This window comes from Geobacillus vulcani PSS1 (assembly GCF_000733845.1).
Classification (GTDB): domain Bacteria; phylum Bacillota; class Bacilli; order Bacillales; family Anoxybacillaceae; genus Geobacillus; species Geobacillus vulcani.
Genome location: NZ_JPOI01000001.1, coordinates 1,112,964 through 1,129,010, shown reverse-complemented (window position 1 = coordinate 1,129,010; position 16,047 = coordinate 1,112,964). Strand labels below are relative to the sequence as shown.

Below are 16,047 nucleotides of genomic sequence, written 5' to 3'. Positions count from 1 at the left end.
ATGAATGTACATGTTGCCCAAAGAACGACGTGAATGGATTGAAAAGCAATTAATCACTCAAGGCAAAGTCGACATTGAAGAGCTATCACAGCAATTAAACGTATCAACCATGACCATTCGAAGAGATTTGGCCCTTCTAGAAAGACAAGGAAAGATCGTCCGGACACACGGCGGAGCCATTCATTCACGGGCACTGATTCAAGAAACACCTTACTCAACAAAAAAGGAAAAGAATATGAAGTGGAAACAAGCCATTGCCCGTAAGGCCGTTGAGTTCATCCCTGAAAATGCCAATATCATCTTGGACTCCGGGACAACCACTTTTGAAGTCGCTAAGCTGATCAAAGACCGAGAAGACTTAACAGTAGTCACCAATGATATTAAAATTGCCGCTGAACTCATGGAAAGTCAATTAAAGGTGATCGTAACGGGTGGGGAGCTTCAAAACCAAGTCGGCACATTGTATGGATGGCCAACCCAGGAACTACTTAAAAACATTCAGGCAGATCTCTTCTTTCTGGGAGCCCACGCGGTCGATATCATCTCCGGCGTCACAGCACCTACATTCGAAAAATCGTTAATCAAAAAACTGATGATACAGGCGGCTGAAACAACTTGGTTGCTTGCTGACTCAAGCAAATTTAATCAAAAAGCGTTTTCTCTTGTTTGTCCACTCTCAGAGTTGGAAGGAATTATTACTGACGATGGATTGAATGAAGAAGACCAACATCAATATAGCGAGCATACCAACATAATCATTGTTCACCCATAAGTAAGTTTCAATAACAAGTATTTGCCTACCGGCATCCCATACCGCTCCAGAGTAACAGGAAGTGCTTAAGGAGGTGATTCAACCAGTTGTAATATCAACGATTTCCGTAGACGGGAGGGGAGACAATCATCATGAAAATCGGGGTTATTGCCGATGATCTGACCGGTGCTAATGCAACAGGCGTAAGATTGGCCAAACAAGGATTCAAAACGGCAACCTTTGTCAGAAATGCCTCATTAACCGACATCGAAAAGTACGATGCCGTCTGCATTGACACCGATAGCCGCTATTCTCCGCGGGAAATTGCCGAAGATCGTGTGCGTCAAGCGGTCAGCTACTTCAAACAATGGAATGTTGAGATCGTTTGTAAACGGATCGACAGTACTGTCCGCGGCAACATCGGAATCGAAATTGACACCGTTTTGCGCGAACTCGGTGATCATTCTGTAGCCATTGTCGTCCCTTCTTTTCCTGACTCGGGAAGGATGACAACCGGTGGGTATTTGCTCGTTGACGGTGTACCTGTTCAAGAAACAGACGTAGCTAAAGATCCGTTGATGCCTGTTTATCAGTCGTTCATTCCTGCCCTCATTCAGCAACAAAGTATGCACTCCGTCGCACTGATAGGGCTCGACACAGTTCTCTACGGCGCAGAATCCATCGCACAGCAACTCAGAGAGAAAATCGAACACGGAAACCGAATTATCGTGATCGATGCCGTCAATGACGAACATATTGAAACGATTGCCTTTGCGATGACGAAAATCAAAGAAAAAATTATCGTCCCAGTTGATCCTGGCCCTTTAACAGCATATTATGCAAGATTATACTTTCACCAGCAACTTCATGCAGATAAAATACTAATGGTCATTGGAAGCGTGACTCCCTTGACCGGTCGTCAACTTCATTATCTGTTAGCTAAAACAAATGCTAACCCCGTATACGTCAATCCAGAAAAACTGGCAAGCTTCTCAAACAGCTGGAACGAGGAAGTAGAACGCGCAACAGCCGTTGGCCTAGAGCGACTCGAAACGGAAAATATTTTGATCGTTACAACTCATCACCCCGCCAACAGTCTAATCGATTTGAAAGCGCTGTCTGCTGTTGAGCAAGTATCCGAAGATGCTCTGGCCAAACGAATCACAGACGGCCTTGCTGTCATCGGCCGAAAAATCATTGAAAATTCCAAATACCCAATTTGTGGATGCTTCACAAGCGGTGGGGATGTTACGGCATCTCTTTGCGCCGTAGGAAGGGCTAACGGTATTGAAATTGAAGACGAAGTTCTTCCGCTGACCTCATTCGGATACTTTTCGGGGGGATACTTGGATGGACTCCCTGTAGTCACAAAAGGAGGAATGGTCGGCGATCAACGTTCCATCTACAAAAGCCTGCGCTTTTTGCAAATGAAGATTCACAGCCAAAGGAGTGGGAAACATGTCAGTGCACATTAAGCCTATTATTGCAATTCCAATGGGAGATCCGGCAGGAATCGGGCCAGAGATTGTCGTGAAAGCCCTGAGCAATCAAAAAATCTATGAGGTTTGTCATCCTCTTGTTATTGGTCACAATGAAGTGTTGAAAAGAGCAATGGGAATCACTCATATCTCATTGAACATAAATGAGATCAAAGACCCTTCGGAGGGTAAATACGAACACGGCACGATCGATGTCATTTCGTTAAACAACGTAAACATAGACACTCTTGAAATGGGAAAAGTCCAAGCACAATGCGGCAAGGCAGCCTATGAGTATATTGAAACAGCTGTTCATTTGGCATTAGACAGAAAAGTATCGGCCTTGGCAACAACGCCGATCAATAAAGAGTCATTGAAGGCCGCCAATATTCCATTTATCGGACATACGGAAATCTTAGCTGCTTTGACCAATACCAACGATCCGTTGACAATGTTTGAGGTAAGAAATATGCGTATTTTCTTCTTAACAAGACATTTGTCCTTAAAAGATGCCATCGCCGCAATGACGAAAGAAAGAGTTTGTGACTATTTAATTCGTTGCGACCAAGCCCTGCGGCGTCTTGGGGTGGAAAGTCGTAAAATCGCTGTTGCCGCATTAAACCCACATGGTGGAGAAAACGGGCTGTTTGGAAGAGAAGAAATTGACGAGATTCTTCCAGGCATCCAAATGGCACAAGAAAAAGGAATTCATGCAGTTGGCCCTGTTCCTGCTGATTCGGTGTTTCATCATGCTTTAAATGGCCGTTACGACGCTGTATTGTCCCTTTACCATGATCAAGGGCATATCGCCGCAAAGATGGCGGATTTTGAAAGAACCATTTCAATTACAAATGGGCTACCATTTTTGCGTACATCGGTTGACCATGGAACCGCCTTCGACATCGCTGGAAAAGGAATAGCAAGCAGTGTCAGCATGGAAGAGTGCATCAAAGTGGCCGCAAAGTATGCTGGAAAGTTCCATTCTTTGCAAACCGTATAAATTTCTCAAAGACCTCGAAGCCGTCGGACAGTGATTCTGTTCGATGCTTCCATATATAAATTTGGAAACGATTACTTGAAAACCTATCGCTTTATAGAACTGGGGGAACTGCTATGAAATCAAAATGGTTGCGAATCATTCCTGTCGCTTTTGTTATGTACATGCTTGCTTACATGGACCGCATTAATATAGGAGTTTTAATGCCCTACATCCAAAAGGATTTGAACATTTCGGCTTCAGCTGCTGGAGACATCGCCGGCATCTTCTTTATTGGCTATTTATTGTTGCAAATCCCTGGCGGAGTCTTAGCCACCAAGTGGTCAGCCAAAAAGTTTATCTTTATTCTAATGATCCTTTGGGGATTGGCAGCTATGGCCTCTGGTTTTGTCCAGACAGAAGGACAGTTAAAATTAGTGAGATTCTTGCTAGGCGTTGCCGAGGGAGGGGTTTGGCCGGCTGTTCTTGTCTTACTTGCCAACTGGTTCACTCTTCAAGAACGAGCAAGAGCTAACGCATTTTGGATGGCTTGTCTTCCCGTTTCGGCCATCCTCATGGCGCCCATAACAGGTATGTTGTTGCATCATCTCAGCTGGAAAACAGTGCTCATTCTGGAAGGCATCCCGCCTATTGCTTGGGCGTTTGTATGGTATGCCATGATTAAAGATAAGCCGGTCGAAGCTGAATGGATGGGTGAAAAGGAAAAGCATCAGTTGCTGCAATTGCTAACTGCCGAACAAAGCCAATCTTCAAAATCGGAAGGATATGCAGCAGCATTTAAAAACAAATCCGTTTGGGGTCTCGTCATGATGTATTTCTTATGGATGACTGGATTTTACGGTTATACAATGTGGGTCCCCAGTGTGGTGAGCGAATTTACCAATGATCCTTCTGTCATGGGGTGGTTGACGGCCATTCCGTTTACATGTGCTCTCATCGGAATGATAGTTAACTCCTCTTGGTCAGACCGTCGTATGAACCGTATCCAACACGTCGTCATTCCTCTATTTATAGCAGCTTGTACCATGGTCATTGGGCAGTTTGTAGAAACACCTGTATTAAAAATGATTCTCTTATCAATCACAGCGATCGGTGTGTATGCACCATATGGGCCACTTTGGGCAATCCCAACGGCCATCATCCCTGCTGAAGTAGCTGGTGCAGCCATGGGCTTGCAGAATGCCATAGGCAACCTTGGCGGCTACAACGGACCAAAATTTTTTGGCGTACTTAAAGACTTAACAGGAAACTACCATGCCGGCTTTTATTTCTTAGCCCTGTCACTTGCCTTGGCAGGAGTTTCCACTCTACTTTTAGGAAAAGCAATACCCAAAAAAGAAATATCTACTGTCCCCACTAGCAATCCAAAAACAGTAAATTCAAACTGATAGACACCTGACTACGAGTTTAGAAAGAGGATAAAGGAAAGGTCATACGCAACTCCCATCCGCTTTATAGCCTCCATCCCTTATGCAACAGGGGTAGGAGGCCGCCTGTTTTCTCACTGAAATTCTCTGGAAAGCCGTTGATTTAACGAAAAATGTGCCTCAACAACGTTTTCCTCCATTCGAGAAGCTCCACGGACTCAGCTCTTTACTCCGGTGAAGAACAATGGGGTGAAGAGAGTGCTGTTTTTCACCGGTCTTCTAACCGAAGCCACCTCCTCATTCCCCATCCCCTTGATCTCGGGATAGCGCCCGCTCCCGTCCCCCCCTGCAACTTCTCCATCTTTTTTAATTCCTTCTGGATCTCGATCAGCAAATGGTGGAGCTTCGATGAAAGGATCCCGTCATTTCTCTCCAACAGCCCTTCGTCGATCATTTTCAAATGATCCCATGCTTTTTCAATCGTCTCTTCGTTGTAATGTCTAGAAGGCTGTTGAAAAACAGCGGTTTCCCTTGATCGATGAGTGAATGTGCGCAGTGTTGCAAGGTTTTTCTATTTGAGAAACGATGCCGGGAAGCGGTATGCACGATTTAATCACCGGTCTCCTAGGGTTGATGATGATCGCTAACAATTTCTCTTTTGTATAACTGAGACTTTTCACAATTTCTTTAAACATTCGATCTCGACGTGTCTACTTTCTATATACATGCTCATTGAAAAATTAACATTTGGCTTCTCCTGCAACGAGCTTCCTCTCCCATGGCTCAGCTTGCAGGTTGAGCCTACAGGATCTTTGGAGGAAATGATGCAGCGCTTAGGGTGTGCAGGATAACGGAGAGGTTAACTCTTCATGTTGCATGTATATAGCAGCCATTGCATCTGTTCTTCTTGTTTCATTAAGCCTTACCTCATCATCTTTCCGCGCTGTTTGCTCCAAGGCATATTCGTAACAACCAACTTCCCCCATCGATAACCTTCCAACTGGCAGCACCACCTTCCACCCCCGCACCGTTTTGCGCCATCGCCTCCACAAATCTCACTCGCCGCCCACACCTGATTGCACTGGATGGTTGGGCGAAAGAACCGCAGTATGATATAGACGCACCTTGAAAAGTGAACTTCTCGCTGTACCACCCTAGGCGTTTCGGCACTTCTCCCAGGCGTTCATGGATATCGTTCACAAACTGGGTAATGGCTTAGACGATATCATTTCAATCGTTGGGAAACACATCGGCCATGATGGTATCTTCCCCCACAAGCGTTAAATCAAATTTAATTGCGGTGAATACAGGGGAAGAAAAATAAAGCGAAAACACGGTCCCTCCTTCCGCAAGAACTCTCTCACCATCATAACTTTCCATGACAAGACGAGTCACCACCACACACTGGCGAAGATGGACATTTTTCATCTCCCGTCCCTGCTTGTGAAATGTCTGAGACGGCCACCCGCGGTCATGGATGATTTTGAGCTGTTTCATGTCTGATTCCGATCGCTTTCCTTAGGAACAGTATCACCGGGCAGGTACTACTTAGGCGAAGGTTAACTTTTCAATTTTAATGAGCATGTATATAGAAACGAATGGAATACAATCGACGTTATTACTATTAGAAATATCTCATATATTGAACCAACATCCTTCACTGGCAACGAAGATGAGGCGGATATACTAGCATGTCTTGAAGGAAAATGGACGTTGAGTGCTTGGCGAAGCGAATAGTAAAAATTGGACTGGGTGAAAAACAATGAAGCATTCCAGAAGTTCTCGAAGAAGGGCAAAAAGGCAAATCTCACCGACATCCATTCTCTTATTTTCTCTACTTTCTGTCGCTCTATGCTTGTCTGCTTATGCTTTAGTCAACCAAGAACTATATGACTCAAAGACGGTTTCCCCGAGCAGCAACTCTGAAAAACGAAACAACGGGAACAGTCAACAGCCGCAAGCAAACGAACCGGCAGAACCAGACGGCCAACAGACGCAACCAAACGAAAACGGCTCATCCCACCAAACAAGCATCACCTTTTTTGAGCCGTCGTCTGATCAAAACGAAAAAATTGATCGTATCATGAAGACAATGAGCCTTCGAGAGAAAATTGGCCAACTGGTCATGGTCGGATTTCCATCGACCGAGCCTGATGAAAACGTGAAACGAATGATTCGCCACTATCATGTGGGCGGGGCCATTTTATACGATCGCAATATGAAAACACCGGAACAAGTCGCCACCTTGACGAATGATTTGCAGCGAGTGGCCTTGGAAAACCGATTCAAAATCCCGCTCGTCTTTAGCGTTGACCAGGAAGGCGGAAAGATTGTCCGAATGCGGCAATACGTTTCCCCAATCCCTTCCCAACAGCAGCTTGGCCAAAGCAAAGACGATGCCAAAGTGTATCAAATCGCCCACCGAACGGGAACCGAACTGGCCGCGATGGGCATTCAAATCAACTTCGCGCCAGTGCTTGATCTCTCTGCGACTGACAGCCGTTCGTTTGGGGAAGACCCTGTGTTGGCAGGACGGTTGGGGCAACAAGTGGTGGCAGGACTGACTGATGCGGGTGTGACGGCTGTTTTGAAACACTTTCCGGGAAACGGGCGCAGCCAAGTTGATCCGCACCATGACACCTCTTCCATTGAAGCCGGGATGGAGGATCTTGAAAACAAAGACATTCTTCCATTTCGACAAATCATCAAAAACATCAACCATGACCGTTTCTTTGTAATGGTCACACATATTAAATACCCGGTATACGACAAAGAACATCCAGCCAGCCTTTCCTCTGCGATTATTCAACAATTGCTGCGGGAGAAATTAGGCTATGAAGGCATTGTCGTGACAGACGATTTGGAGATGGGAGCGGTAAGCAAGTATTTCACCTATCGGGAACTCGGTTATCGCGCCATAGCGGCTGGCGCTGACTTATTGCTTGTCTGCCACACGTTTGACCACCAAAAAGAAGTGATCGACGGCATATGGGACGCCGTCCAAAACGGAAAACTGTCAGAAGAACGAATCAACAAATCCGTGAGAAAGATTTTAGCCTATAAACTGTCCCAATTCCCTTCCGTCGAAAACGTTTATGTCGATCCCGCGAAAGCGAAACAAGTGGTAGGAAAATAACCGCTCTCGTTGATCCACCGTGAAACACATGAACCATCCTCCACCTGCACGAAACGAAAAAGGTGGGGGATTCTTCTTTTGCTTTTACCACAAACTTTCATCGAATGATCTAAGCGGGATAATGCCTAAGAAAAATGAAAAAGAAGTGAACAGTGCCACAAAAAAGGATTGGAAGATATCCAAAAAGAGGATCGGCAATGAAAAAGAGATAAGGAAACTTCATACCCGCTCGAGCCACAGCAAAACACGGCAATTCCTCTTAGGGCTCGCTCGTAAGACATCGGGCACAAACCAGGACGTCTCGGCCGAAAAATTAACAATTGCATATAAACACAAAATATCGTATATTTATAAAAAAGAATCTATGATCATACGATAGTGAGGGAGCCCAATGCACATTGACCATGCCGTCACGAGCGATGTAAAAGAAATCCATGCGTTAATTCAACACTTTGCGGAAAAGGGATTGGTGTTGCCCCGCTCGTTATTATCGATCTATCAGCACTTGCAATGCATGTATGTGGCAAAGGAGAACAAGCAAATCGTTGGAGTAGGAGGATTACATATCTTGGGGCACGATCTCGGGGAGGTCCGTTCGTTAGTCGTATCCCCTGATCATATGGGAAAAGGAATCGGCCGCATGCTCGTTGACCATATTACGAACGAGGCAGTCCGACTCGGAGTAAAACGATTAATCTCCTTCACATACCAAATCGAGTTTTTTAAAAAATGTGGGTTTGAAATCGCTGAAAAAGCAACGTTGCCTGAAAAAGTATGGATTGACTGTGTCAATTGCCCGAAGCTCGACTGTTGCGATGAAACGGCCATGATTAAATACCTTTGATCCTTCTCCCGCCTGCGCAACCGCGGAGAGGTGGGAGATTTTTCTTTCGAAGCCCCCGCCCTGCGGCAGGCGGGGAATGGATCATCTCTTTCCAAACAATCCCGCCTGCAGGCGGCGCAGGGAGAACATCGATGATGAGGACGCCGATTCCCGTCTCCCTTCCACTCATGTTGAGAAGCGGAGACCTTCTCGGCTTGAGAGGATGAAACAACCGCCCTTCTACGGAGCCATCTTTCCTACTGATGACCTCTGCATGTACCCCTAATCATCCTTTTCAATGAACCCTCTATAAATGTTTATCCGCTCTCCATGACCCCACTAAACTTTGAAGGATACTTCCCATTTAGGGATAAAACCTACAGCTGGGGAGATTGGATAGAAGCCGCTCACTGCTTCCGGTTGTTTTCTTATAACAAACATTCTATAATCGAGTTGATACAATTGAAAATTCTATAAAGGAAGAGTGTCGATGAGGACAAAGCGCCGAAAAAAGAAAAAATGGCTTCGATGGTTGCTGGGAATATGCATAGTGTTGCTCATAGGAGCAGGAATATTCGCTTATTCGATTTACCATCATGTGAAACAGACGGCGAACCAAATGCACGAGGACATCAACTGGAAATCGGAAAAACGGCAAGAGGATGTATCATTCGAACGAAGGACGCCAATTTCGATCTTGTTGATTGGCGTCGATGAGCGGAAAGGAGATAAGGGACGTGCGGATACACTCATCGTCATGACGGTCAATCCAAACAAACAATCGATTGAGATGGTCAGCGTCCCGCGCGATACAAGGACGGAGATCGTCGGGAAAGGCATCAAGGACAAAATCAACCACTCGTACGCCTTTGGCGGAGTCGAGATGACGATGGCGACGGTCGAGCATTTCTTGGATATCCCGATCGACTATTACATTAAAGTCAACATGGAAAGCTTCCGCGATATCGTCAATGCGGTCGGCGGAGTGACGGTGAACAACCCGTTTGCCTTTACATATGAAGGCACGTACTTTCCGAAAGGGGAAATTACGCTAAACGGAGACGAAGCGCTGAAATATTCGCGCATGCGGAAAGAGGACCCACGCGGCGATTTCGGGCGCCAAGACCGCCAGAAACAAATCATTCAAGCCATTATTGAAAAAGGGGCAAGTTTCTCGTCGCTCACGAACTACAGCGATGTACTCGCGGCGATCGGGAAGAACATCAAAACAAACTTAACGTTTGAGGAAATGAAAGAGATTCAGGCGAACTACAAAGATGCTCGCAAACACATTAAGCAACTGCACATTACCGGCCAAGGGACAAAAATTCATGGCATCTATTACTTAATCGTGCCGGAAAGCGAACGGTTGGCCGTTTCGAATGAGTTAAAAGAACATCTTGAGCTGAAGGCAACAGCAGTGAAATAAATAAACGAAACAGGGATGCTCCAAAAAGGGAGGCTTTTTTACATCATCCCTTTTTGGGCATCCTTGTTTTGCTCTACTCGTCTTTATTGTCCTTGTCATTCGCATCCCGCGGATCTTCAATCGGGTCTTCGCGGTCCGGCACTCTGTCCCGCTCATCGTCGCCCGGTCCGTTGTTCGTGTCGTCTCCCGGCGGGAGTTGATTGTTTTGGTTGTCGTTCAAATCGGTATCGCGTGTGTCCGGGATGCCGTCGTTGTCTTTGTCGTTGTCGACGTTATCGTTTTGGTTGATGTCATCAGCCGGATTCATGTCTTGGTCGTTGACATCGTTTTGGTTGTTTGGCGGCGGTGGGTTGTTGTCGCGGTTCATATTGCATCCAGCCGCCAAAAAGAGGGCGACAAGGGCGCTGAACAGCCGGATCAGCAACGCTTTTTTCTTCATCCTATCTGCTCCTTTCTATTGGTTGTGGTGACCTTATGTAAGACCGGTCCTTGCTTATCTTGCCCAGAACCGTGCGTTTCATGCATGGTGGACGGAAGCGTCAATCGTTTTCCATCTTGGGGCACCGCCCGCAAAAGGAACGCAAATGGCGGCTGGGAAGAAAAGAGGTTCATCACTGCAGCCTGCACTTGACAAGCGATATGGTTTCCTGAACAAGGATGTTCCAAAGCCATTGATTTACTGACTTTTTCTCACAAGCGTAAGTAGAGCCCGTTCTGAAAAAATCAAGCACAACTTCTGGTGAAGAACCGAAAAAGAAAACGCGCCCCAGAGGGAACGCGTTTCGTTTAACTGGAAGATTTCTCCCCTAAAGCAAACATGAGCTCTGTTTCGCAAACGAGCTCGCCGTCGACAGTGGCGATGCCTTTGCCTTTGCCGATGGCGCCGCGAGCGCGGAGAATTTCCACTTCCAGCCGAAGCTGATCGCCTGGTTTCACCTGCTTTTTAAAACGGCAGTTGTCGATGCCGGCGAAAAAGGCGAGGCGGCCGCGGTTTTCCTCGCTTTGCAAGAGGACGACGGCGCCGACTTGGGCGAGCGCTTCGACGATCAACACGCCGGGCATGACCGGATATTCGGGGAAGTGGCCGGCGAAAAACGATTCGTTGGCGCTCACGTTTTTGATGCCGACAGCCCGCTTCCCTTCTTCGATCTCAAGAATGCGGTCCACGAGCAAAAACGGGTAGCGATGCGGAATGATCGCCTGAATTTGTTGGATATCCAGCATACGAAGAGCCCCTTTCCATTGTGATGGAGAATATGCCGCCATCAAACCGCACTTTGCGGCAAGCGGCTCCGTTATGTCCCTTTTTCGACAAAGTCGAGGATGTGCTGCCACGTCGACGGGCGGAATACATCGAGCCATCTTCCGTCGCCGATGGCGCTGTAGCCGACAACCGCGCCTATCGCGAGGCTGGCAGCCATCAAAACGGCGATGATGATGAGCCGCAGCCAAATCGGGATGAGCCGGGTGCGCGCAAAGCGCCGCGGCTTGGTTCCTCGTTCCTCTTCATCCGGTGCACGATCCGTCCGCGGCTCTTCTTGCGGCGGTTTGGTTTGCGCCATGCTCCTGCCGCTCGGGGGGAAGGAGCGCTTCCGCTGCTTTCGCCGCTCGATGCGGGATGACGGCTGTTGCGTTTCTTCGCTCATCGTGATCTCTCCTTAGGAGGAGCGCATGTTGTTAATCAGCCCGAGCATTTGTTCCGAAAGAGAAATGGCGCGGGCGTTGAGCTGATAGGCACGGCTTGTCGCCATCAGGCCGACCAGTTCCTCGCCAAGGTCGACGTTCGCTTGTTCGAGCGCGCCTTGCTTGATGCTGATTTGGCCGCGCAAATTGCCGTTGAGCTCTTCCGCTGCGCCTGGGGCGTTAGGAAGCGCATAGACGTTGCCGCCGCGCCCTTCCAGAAGCTGCGGACGGCGGATCATAGTGACGCCCAAGTTGACGCGGGCGACGACGCGGCCGTCAGCATTGGTTGCCGTCAACGTCCCCGTCGGGGACATCTGCACGTCATGCGCATCGGCGGGAAGCATAATCGGCGCATTGGCTTCATCCAACACAAACAAGCCGTCGCTTGTCGTTAAAGCAAGCTCGCCGTTCATGGGCGCAAGCGAAAAGTTGCCGGCGCGGGTGTAGCCGATCGTTGCCGCGCCGTTTGGGTCGGCCAGACGGACGCGGAACCATTGGTTTTCGGCCGTCAAGGCAAAATCCAAGCGGCGGCCAGTCTCCACAAGCGCCCCTTGCGAAGAGATGAGCATCGTCGAAGCGAGACGCGCTCCGTTGCCATAGCGCACCCCTTCTGGCGTTTGCCGGGGCGCTTTGTCGTTCGGCAAGCGGTCGATTTGTTGGGTCAAGAGCTCGGCAAAGCTCGCTTCGCGCCGTTTAAAGCCGACGGTGTTGCTGTTGGCGATGTTATGGCTGATCGTATCGAGCCGCTGTTGCAAGGCATTCATCGTGTTGGCGGCGGTGAGCATCGAACGAAGCACGGGCTTGTCCCCCTTTTGTCATCATTTCAGGCGGCCGACTTCGTTGACGGCCTTGTCTAAGCTGCGGTCGTACGCTTGGACGATTTTTTGGTTCGCCTCAAACGTGCGGTAGGCAGCGAGCAAGTCGGTCATCGTCCGTTCGACATCGACGTTCGACCGCTCAAGAAAGCGCTGTTTCACCGTATACGTCACATTGCCCGGCGCCTGCGGCAATGGCCCTGTCGTGCTGCGGAATAAGCCATTTCCTTCCTTGACCAACGTTTGCGGATTGGCGGCGAACACGACGCCAAGACGGGTGGTCGTCCCATTCTCATCGATGATCGTTCCGTCGTCGTGGACGGCAAACCGCTCGCTTGAGAGCGGAATGCGCTCACCATTGGCATCAAGCACATACCAGCCCTCTTGCGTCGTTAAGTAGCCGTCCGGGCTCAAGGTGAAATGACCATTTCTTGTGTAGCGGACCTCCCCTTGACCGTTGGCGACGGCAAAAAACAGCGCGCCTCGCTGACCGCTCGTCCGGTCGACGGGGACTTGTCCGTCCACAAGGGCGATATCGGTCGCCAAGCCGGTTTCTTTCACATCCCCTTGGCGAAAGTTCGGGATGAGCTCTTGCATATACACACCCGTATTGAGCGGCCCAATGACGGTTTGCGTCGGGATGGCGCGCTTTGAGGCGGTCGGGATCGGTTGATCCTCGAGGCGGCTCATCAGCAGTTCCGGAAACGCTCTCATCGCGGCCGCATCAGCTTTGTATCCCGGTGTTTCGGCGTTCGCCAAATTGTTCGTCAGCCAATCCACGCGCCGCTCTTGCGCCAACATGCCGCTCGCGGCGGTGTACAACCCTCTCAACATGACCAGCACCTCGCCTGTCCGATTGGTTAGAAAAAGCCGCGGCCGCTCTTCGGGCAGCGGCGAATGGGGTGTTCCCTATGGTCAAGCGGGCGGCGCGTTGCCTTGCCGCTCTAGAAGTCATTATAAGCGGGCAAGGGCAGCCGCGGCATCCCCCGCCATTCCTTTTTTGCCCGCCTCGCTTGTCCCATTGGCGGTTGTATCCATTTTGACCACGCCATGAGGAAAACATTCTGCCAAGCGATCGGCGTATGAGTGACGCAAAAAAGTTGACTCTATAAAGTTGATCGAGATGAACCATCTCTTGGCCAAAGGGCTTACCATACTTTTAAATTAATTGCGATTTCGGCGCCCGATCGATGTTTTCCAGCATAATCCCGGTGCCAAGAGCGACGCAGTCCATCGGATTCTCCGCGACGAACACCGGAAGCTTCAGCTCTTCTGACAGCAACAAATCGATGCCATGAAGCAAAGCCCCGCCGCCCGTTAAAATGACGCCGCGGTCGATAATATCGGCCGACAATTCCGGCGGCGTGCGTTCGAGCACGCTTTTGGCGGCTTGTACAATCAACGACACCGGCTCGCGAAGCGCCCGTTCGATCTCCTCCGATCGAACGGTGATCGTGCGCGGCAGCCCGGTGACAAGATCGCGGCCGCGGACGTCGATTTCTTCGGTCCGTGCGCCTGGGAATACCGTTGCAACCTTAATCTTGATTTCCTCGGCCGTTCGTTCCCCGATGAGCAGCTTATATTCACGCTTGATGTAGTTTAAAATTTCCATGTCGAACTTGTCCCCAGCCATTTTAATGGAAGAGGCGGTGACAATGTCCCCCATCGAGAGAACCGCGACGTCGGTCGTGCCACCGCCAATATCGACGACCATGTTTCCGCACGGCTGAAAAATGTCCATTCCGGCGCCAATGGCAGCGACTTTCGGCTCTTCCTCCAAGTACACTTTTTTGCCGCCGCTTTTTTCTGCTGCCTCTTTGATCGCTTTTCGTTCAACGGATGTCGTGTTCGTCGGGCAACAAATCAAAATGCGCGGTTTGGCGAAAAAGCCTTTGAGGTCGAGCTTGCTTAAGAAATGCTTGAGCATCGCTTCGGTAATGTCAAAATCCGCAATGACGCCGTCTTTGAGCGGCCGAATGGCAACAATATTCCCAGGAGTACGTCCGACCATTCGTCGTGCTTCTTCGCCCACTGCCAGCACTTTGTTCGTGTGTTTATCGATCGCCACGACGGACGGCTCATTGAGCACGATGCCTTTGCCTTTGACGAAAATGAGGACGTTCGCCGTGCCTAGGTCGATGCCGATGTCTCGTGAAAACATATGACTTGCTCCTCCTTGCCTCTGCCCTAAAATCATTCCTAATTGATTATTTTACCATATTTGATCGCCGGAATGATACTGCAAACGGCAGATGGCAAGGAAAAAAGTCAGTTGTTTTTCACTGTTTGCTTTTTATACTTTTTCTTCGTTGCTTCCCCGCCGCGCAAATGGCGGATCGATTTATGGTAATCGAGAATTTGTTTGACTTCTTGGGCCAGTTCCGGGTTGATTTCCGGCAGCCGCTCGGTCAAATCTTTATGGACGGTGCTTTTGGATACGCCAAATTCTTTCGCGATGACGCGAACGGTTTTCCTCGTCTCCACGATATACTTGCCAATCTTGATCGTACGCTCTTTGATGTAATCGTGCACACCACTCGCCCTCCCTAAGTTGGATGTGAGAAGTGAGAAGTGTGAAATGAGACTCGTCTTGCCGCTGATGAGCGCCGCTTTCGCTGGATGTCTCGGAAGCGTCTTCGCCGCGTCGCTTGCCGGTTGTGAACGATCCCCACCTCAACCACTCTCATTGCTGTTCAATTTGTAACATTTTATTAGACAAATCGGGCATATATACCAGAAATATCAAGGCGGACAACGGTTTTTTCACAATTTTTTGCCGGTTGTAACGAGAGGGAAATGGGAAACGACTATTATTGTAAAGAGGTGAAAAGGAGGCACCGACATGGGCAAAAGAAAAGTGATCGGCATCGTTGCGGCGTTAGCAGGGATGGTGGCAGCGAGCGCACTGCTCGTGCATGTTAATGCCGACAATCGGCCGCAGGCGAAAGACCACTTGCTTGGCCCCGCCCCAGCCGGCAAACCGGCATCCGCGGGCGGAAAAGGCATCATCGCCGGGACGTTGGAGCCGTCATTGACATATAAGAAGAAAAACGGCGTCTATGTGTTTACCTTCACAGTGAAAAACCAAACCGAACGCGTGCAAACCGTAACATTCACGAGCGGAAAAAAATACGACTACATTTTGTACCGCGATGGCAAAAAGGTGAAGCAGTTCAGCGAAGGAAAGATGTTTACGCAAATTTACGAGCAGCGGACGTTAAAACAAGGGGAAGAACTGTCCTTTCAGGAAACGTTCCGCGGCCTAAAACCTGGAACGTATACACTTGAGTGGTGGCTCGCCGATAAAAACTGGCCGAACGCCCGGGCAAAGGTGACGTTTACGGTCGAGTGAAGGCGCTGTTCGTTTTCACGGCGGCAGGCGCGTCCACCGTCCGGTGCTGTTTCCGATCGAATTCGCTGTCTTGGTTGCGCTTTCTTGCCTGCGTTATCGCAAACAGAGGGGCGGAGGCAAACGATCTTCGCGGAAAATGCATATGAAGGTGTTTCAGGCGTATATGCGTCGAGCAAAAAGGGCGCCCCGTTGCGTTTGGGACACCCCTATGGCATG

Annotated in this window: 16 protein-coding genes; 8 read left to right on the top strand and 8 right to left on the bottom strand. The window is 49.1% G+C overall.

Annotation, left to right across the window (positions count from 1 at the left end; genetic code table 11):
• Positions 1-10 precede the first annotated feature (10 nt).
• The 4 genes from N685_RS0106095 (at position 11) to N685_RS0106080 (ending at position 4,614) form a co-directional block, all read left to right on the top strand.
• Positions 11-772, top strand: coding sequence for a DeoR/GlpR family DNA-binding transcription regulator (locus N685_RS0106095; protein WP_031406739.1), 762 nt, complete (start codon positions 11-13; stop codon positions 770-772).
• 131 nt (positions 773-903) lie between these two features.
• Complete coding sequence (locus N685_RS0106090; RefSeq protein ID WP_031406738.1) at positions 904-2,226, top strand: four-carbon acid sugar kinase family protein; 1,323 nt, start codon at positions 904-906, stop codon at positions 2,224-2,226.
• On the top strand, positions 2,210-3,229 hold the full coding sequence (gene pdxA / locus N685_RS0106085; RefSeq protein ID WP_031406736.1) for a 4-hydroxythreonine-4-phosphate dehydrogenase PdxA: 1,020 nt from the start codon (positions 2,210-2,212) through the stop codon (positions 3,227-3,229). Before N685_RS0106090 ends, pdxA begins: the two co-directional genes overlap by 17 nt.
• Positions 3,230-3,342: 113 nt before the next feature.
• Complete coding sequence (locus N685_RS0106080) at positions 3,343-4,614, top strand: MFS transporter (RefSeq protein WP_031406734.1); 1,272 nt, start codon at positions 3,343-3,345, stop codon at positions 4,612-4,614.
• 1,209 nt (positions 4,615-5,823) lie between these two features.
• On the opposite strand, the gene N685_RS0106070 is transcribed toward N685_RS0106080, so the two are convergent.
• Positions 5,824-6,021 (bottom strand): hypothetical protein, encoded by a 198-nt coding sequence (locus N685_RS0106070; RefSeq protein WP_162176093.1) that lies wholly within the window; start codon positions 6,019-6,021, stop codon positions 5,824-5,826.
• A 655-nt stretch (positions 6,022-6,676) separates the two neighbouring features.
• On the opposite strand from N685_RS0106070, the gene nagZ reads away from it, so the two are divergent.
• From nagZ to tagU, 3 genes are all read left to right on the top strand, one after another.
• Positions 6,677-7,729 carry a beta-N-acetylhexosaminidase gene (gene nagZ / locus N685_RS0106065; protein ID WP_237746875.1) on the top strand — a complete coding sequence of 351 codons (1,053 nt, stop codon included), beginning with the start codon at positions 6,677-6,679 and terminating at the stop codon, positions 7,727-7,729.
• 391 nt (positions 7,730-8,120) lie between these two features.
• Complete coding sequence (locus N685_RS0106055) at positions 8,121-8,573, top strand: N-acetyltransferase (protein WP_031406724.1); 453 nt, start codon at positions 8,121-8,123, stop codon at positions 8,571-8,573.
• A gap of 469 nt (positions 8,574-9,042) precedes the next feature.
• Complete coding sequence (gene tagU, locus N685_RS0106050) at positions 9,043-9,981, top strand: polyisoprenyl-teichoic acid--peptidoglycan teichoic acid transferase TagU (protein ID WP_031406722.1); 939 nt, start codon at positions 9,043-9,045, stop codon at positions 9,979-9,981.
• Between the two features lie 73 nt (positions 9,982-10,054).
• On the opposite strand, the gene N685_RS0106045 is transcribed toward tagU, so the two are convergent.
• The 7 genes from N685_RS0106045 to spoIIID all read right to left on the bottom strand — a co-directional run bounded on the left by N685_RS0106045 (position 10,055) and on the right by spoIIID (position 15,011).
• Entirely contained in the window at positions 10,055-10,420 is a 366-nt protein-coding gene (locus tag N685_RS0106045; RefSeq protein WP_031406720.1) for a hypothetical protein, read from the bottom strand.
• A 347-nt stretch (positions 10,421-10,767) separates the two neighbouring features.
• The gene (gene fabZ, locus N685_RS0106040) at positions 10,768-11,205 is read right to left on the bottom strand and encodes a 3-hydroxyacyl-ACP dehydratase FabZ (RefSeq protein WP_031406717.1); all 438 of its coding nucleotides are present in this window, start codon (positions 11,203-11,205) and stop codon (positions 10,768-10,770) included.
• 71 nt (positions 11,206-11,276) lie between these two features.
• Positions 11,277-11,627: a DNA-directed RNA polymerase subunit beta gene (locus N685_RS0106035; protein WP_031406716.1), complete on the bottom strand. Its 351-nt coding sequence runs from the start codon at positions 11,625-11,627 to the stop codon at positions 11,277-11,279.
• Positions 11,628-11,639: 12 nt separating this feature from the next.
• The gene (locus N685_RS0106030) at positions 11,640-12,461 is read right to left on the bottom strand and encodes a flagellar hook-basal body protein (protein WP_031406714.1); all 822 of its coding nucleotides are present in this window, start codon (positions 12,459-12,461) and stop codon (positions 11,640-11,642) included.
• Positions 12,462-12,482: 21 nt separating this feature from the next.
• Positions 12,483-13,313, bottom strand: a complete 831-nt coding sequence (locus tag N685_RS0106025; RefSeq protein WP_031406712.1) for a flagellar hook-basal body protein — start codon at positions 13,311-13,313, stop codon at positions 12,483-12,485.
• A 325-nt stretch (positions 13,314-13,638) separates the two neighbouring features.
• Complete coding sequence (gene mreB / locus N685_RS0106020) at positions 13,639-14,640, bottom strand: rod shape-determining protein (RefSeq protein ID WP_031406710.1); 1,002 nt, start codon at positions 14,638-14,640, stop codon at positions 13,639-13,641.
• Positions 14,641-14,747: 107 nt separating this feature from the next.
• Positions 14,748-15,011 carry a sporulation transcriptional regulator SpoIIID gene (gene spoIIID, locus N685_RS0106015; protein ID WP_011232801.1) on the bottom strand — a complete coding sequence of 88 codons (264 nt, stop codon included), beginning with the start codon at positions 15,009-15,011 and terminating at the stop codon, positions 14,748-14,750.
• A gap of 310 nt (positions 15,012-15,321) precedes the next feature.
• Here spoIIID and N685_RS0106010 point away from each other — a divergent pair, with 310 nt between their 5' ends.
• Entirely contained in the window at positions 15,322-15,831 is a 510-nt protein-coding gene (locus N685_RS0106010) for a BsuPI-related putative proteinase inhibitor (RefSeq protein ID WP_031406708.1), read from the top strand.
• Positions 15,832-16,047 lie beyond the last annotated feature (216 nt).

Excerpts from the sequence above, each read along its gene's own strand:
- N685_RS0106045 (WP_031406720.1), bottom strand. The coding sequence starts at position 10,420 with ATGAAGAAAAAAGCGTTGCTGATCCGGCTGTTCAGCGCCCTTGTCGCC.
- N685_RS0106090 (WP_031406738.1), top strand. The coding sequence starts at position 904 with ATGAAAATCGGGGTTATTGCCGATGATCTGACCGGTGCTAATGCAACA.
- nagZ (WP_237746875.1), top strand. The coding sequence starts at position 6,677 with ATGAAGACAATGAGCCTTCGAGAGAAAATTGGCCAACTGGTCATGGTC.
- N685_RS0106055 (WP_031406724.1), top strand. The coding sequence starts at position 8,121 with ATGCACATTGACCATGCCGTCACGAGCGATGTAAAAGAAATCCATGCG.
- N685_RS0106035 (WP_031406716.1), bottom strand. The coding sequence starts at position 11,627 with ATGAGCGAAGAAACGCAACAGCCGTCATCCCGCATCGAGCGGCGAAAG.
- N685_RS0106025 (WP_031406712.1), bottom strand. The coding sequence starts at position 13,313 with ATGTTGAGAGGGTTGTACACCGCCGCGAGCGGCATGTTGGCGCAAGAG.
- fabZ (WP_031406717.1), bottom strand. The coding sequence starts at position 11,205 with ATGCTGGATATCCAACAAATTCAGGCGATCATTCCGCATCGCTACCCG.
- N685_RS0106095 (WP_031406739.1), top strand. The coding sequence starts at position 11 with ATGTTGCCCAAAGAACGACGTGAATGGATTGAAAAGCAATTAATCACT.
- pdxA (WP_031406736.1), top strand. The coding sequence starts at position 2,210 with ATGTCAGTGCACATTAAGCCTATTATTGCAATTCCAATGGGAGATCCG.
- mreB (WP_031406710.1), bottom strand. The coding sequence starts at position 14,640 with ATGTTTTCACGAGACATCGGCATCGACCTAGGCACGGCGAACGTCCTC.
- tagU (WP_031406722.1), top strand. The coding sequence starts at position 9,043 with ATGAGGACAAAGCGCCGAAAAAAGAAAAAATGGCTTCGATGGTTGCTG.
- N685_RS0106010 (WP_031406708.1), top strand. The coding sequence starts at position 15,322 with ATGGGCAAAAGAAAAGTGATCGGCATCGTTGCGGCGTTAGCAGGGATG.
- N685_RS0106080 (WP_031406734.1), top strand. The coding sequence starts at position 3,343 with ATGAAATCAAAATGGTTGCGAATCATTCCTGTCGCTTTTGTTATGTAC.
- N685_RS0106070 (WP_162176093.1), bottom strand. The coding sequence starts at position 6,021 with ATGAAAAATGTCCATCTTCGCCAGTGTGTGGTGGTGACTCGTCTTGTC.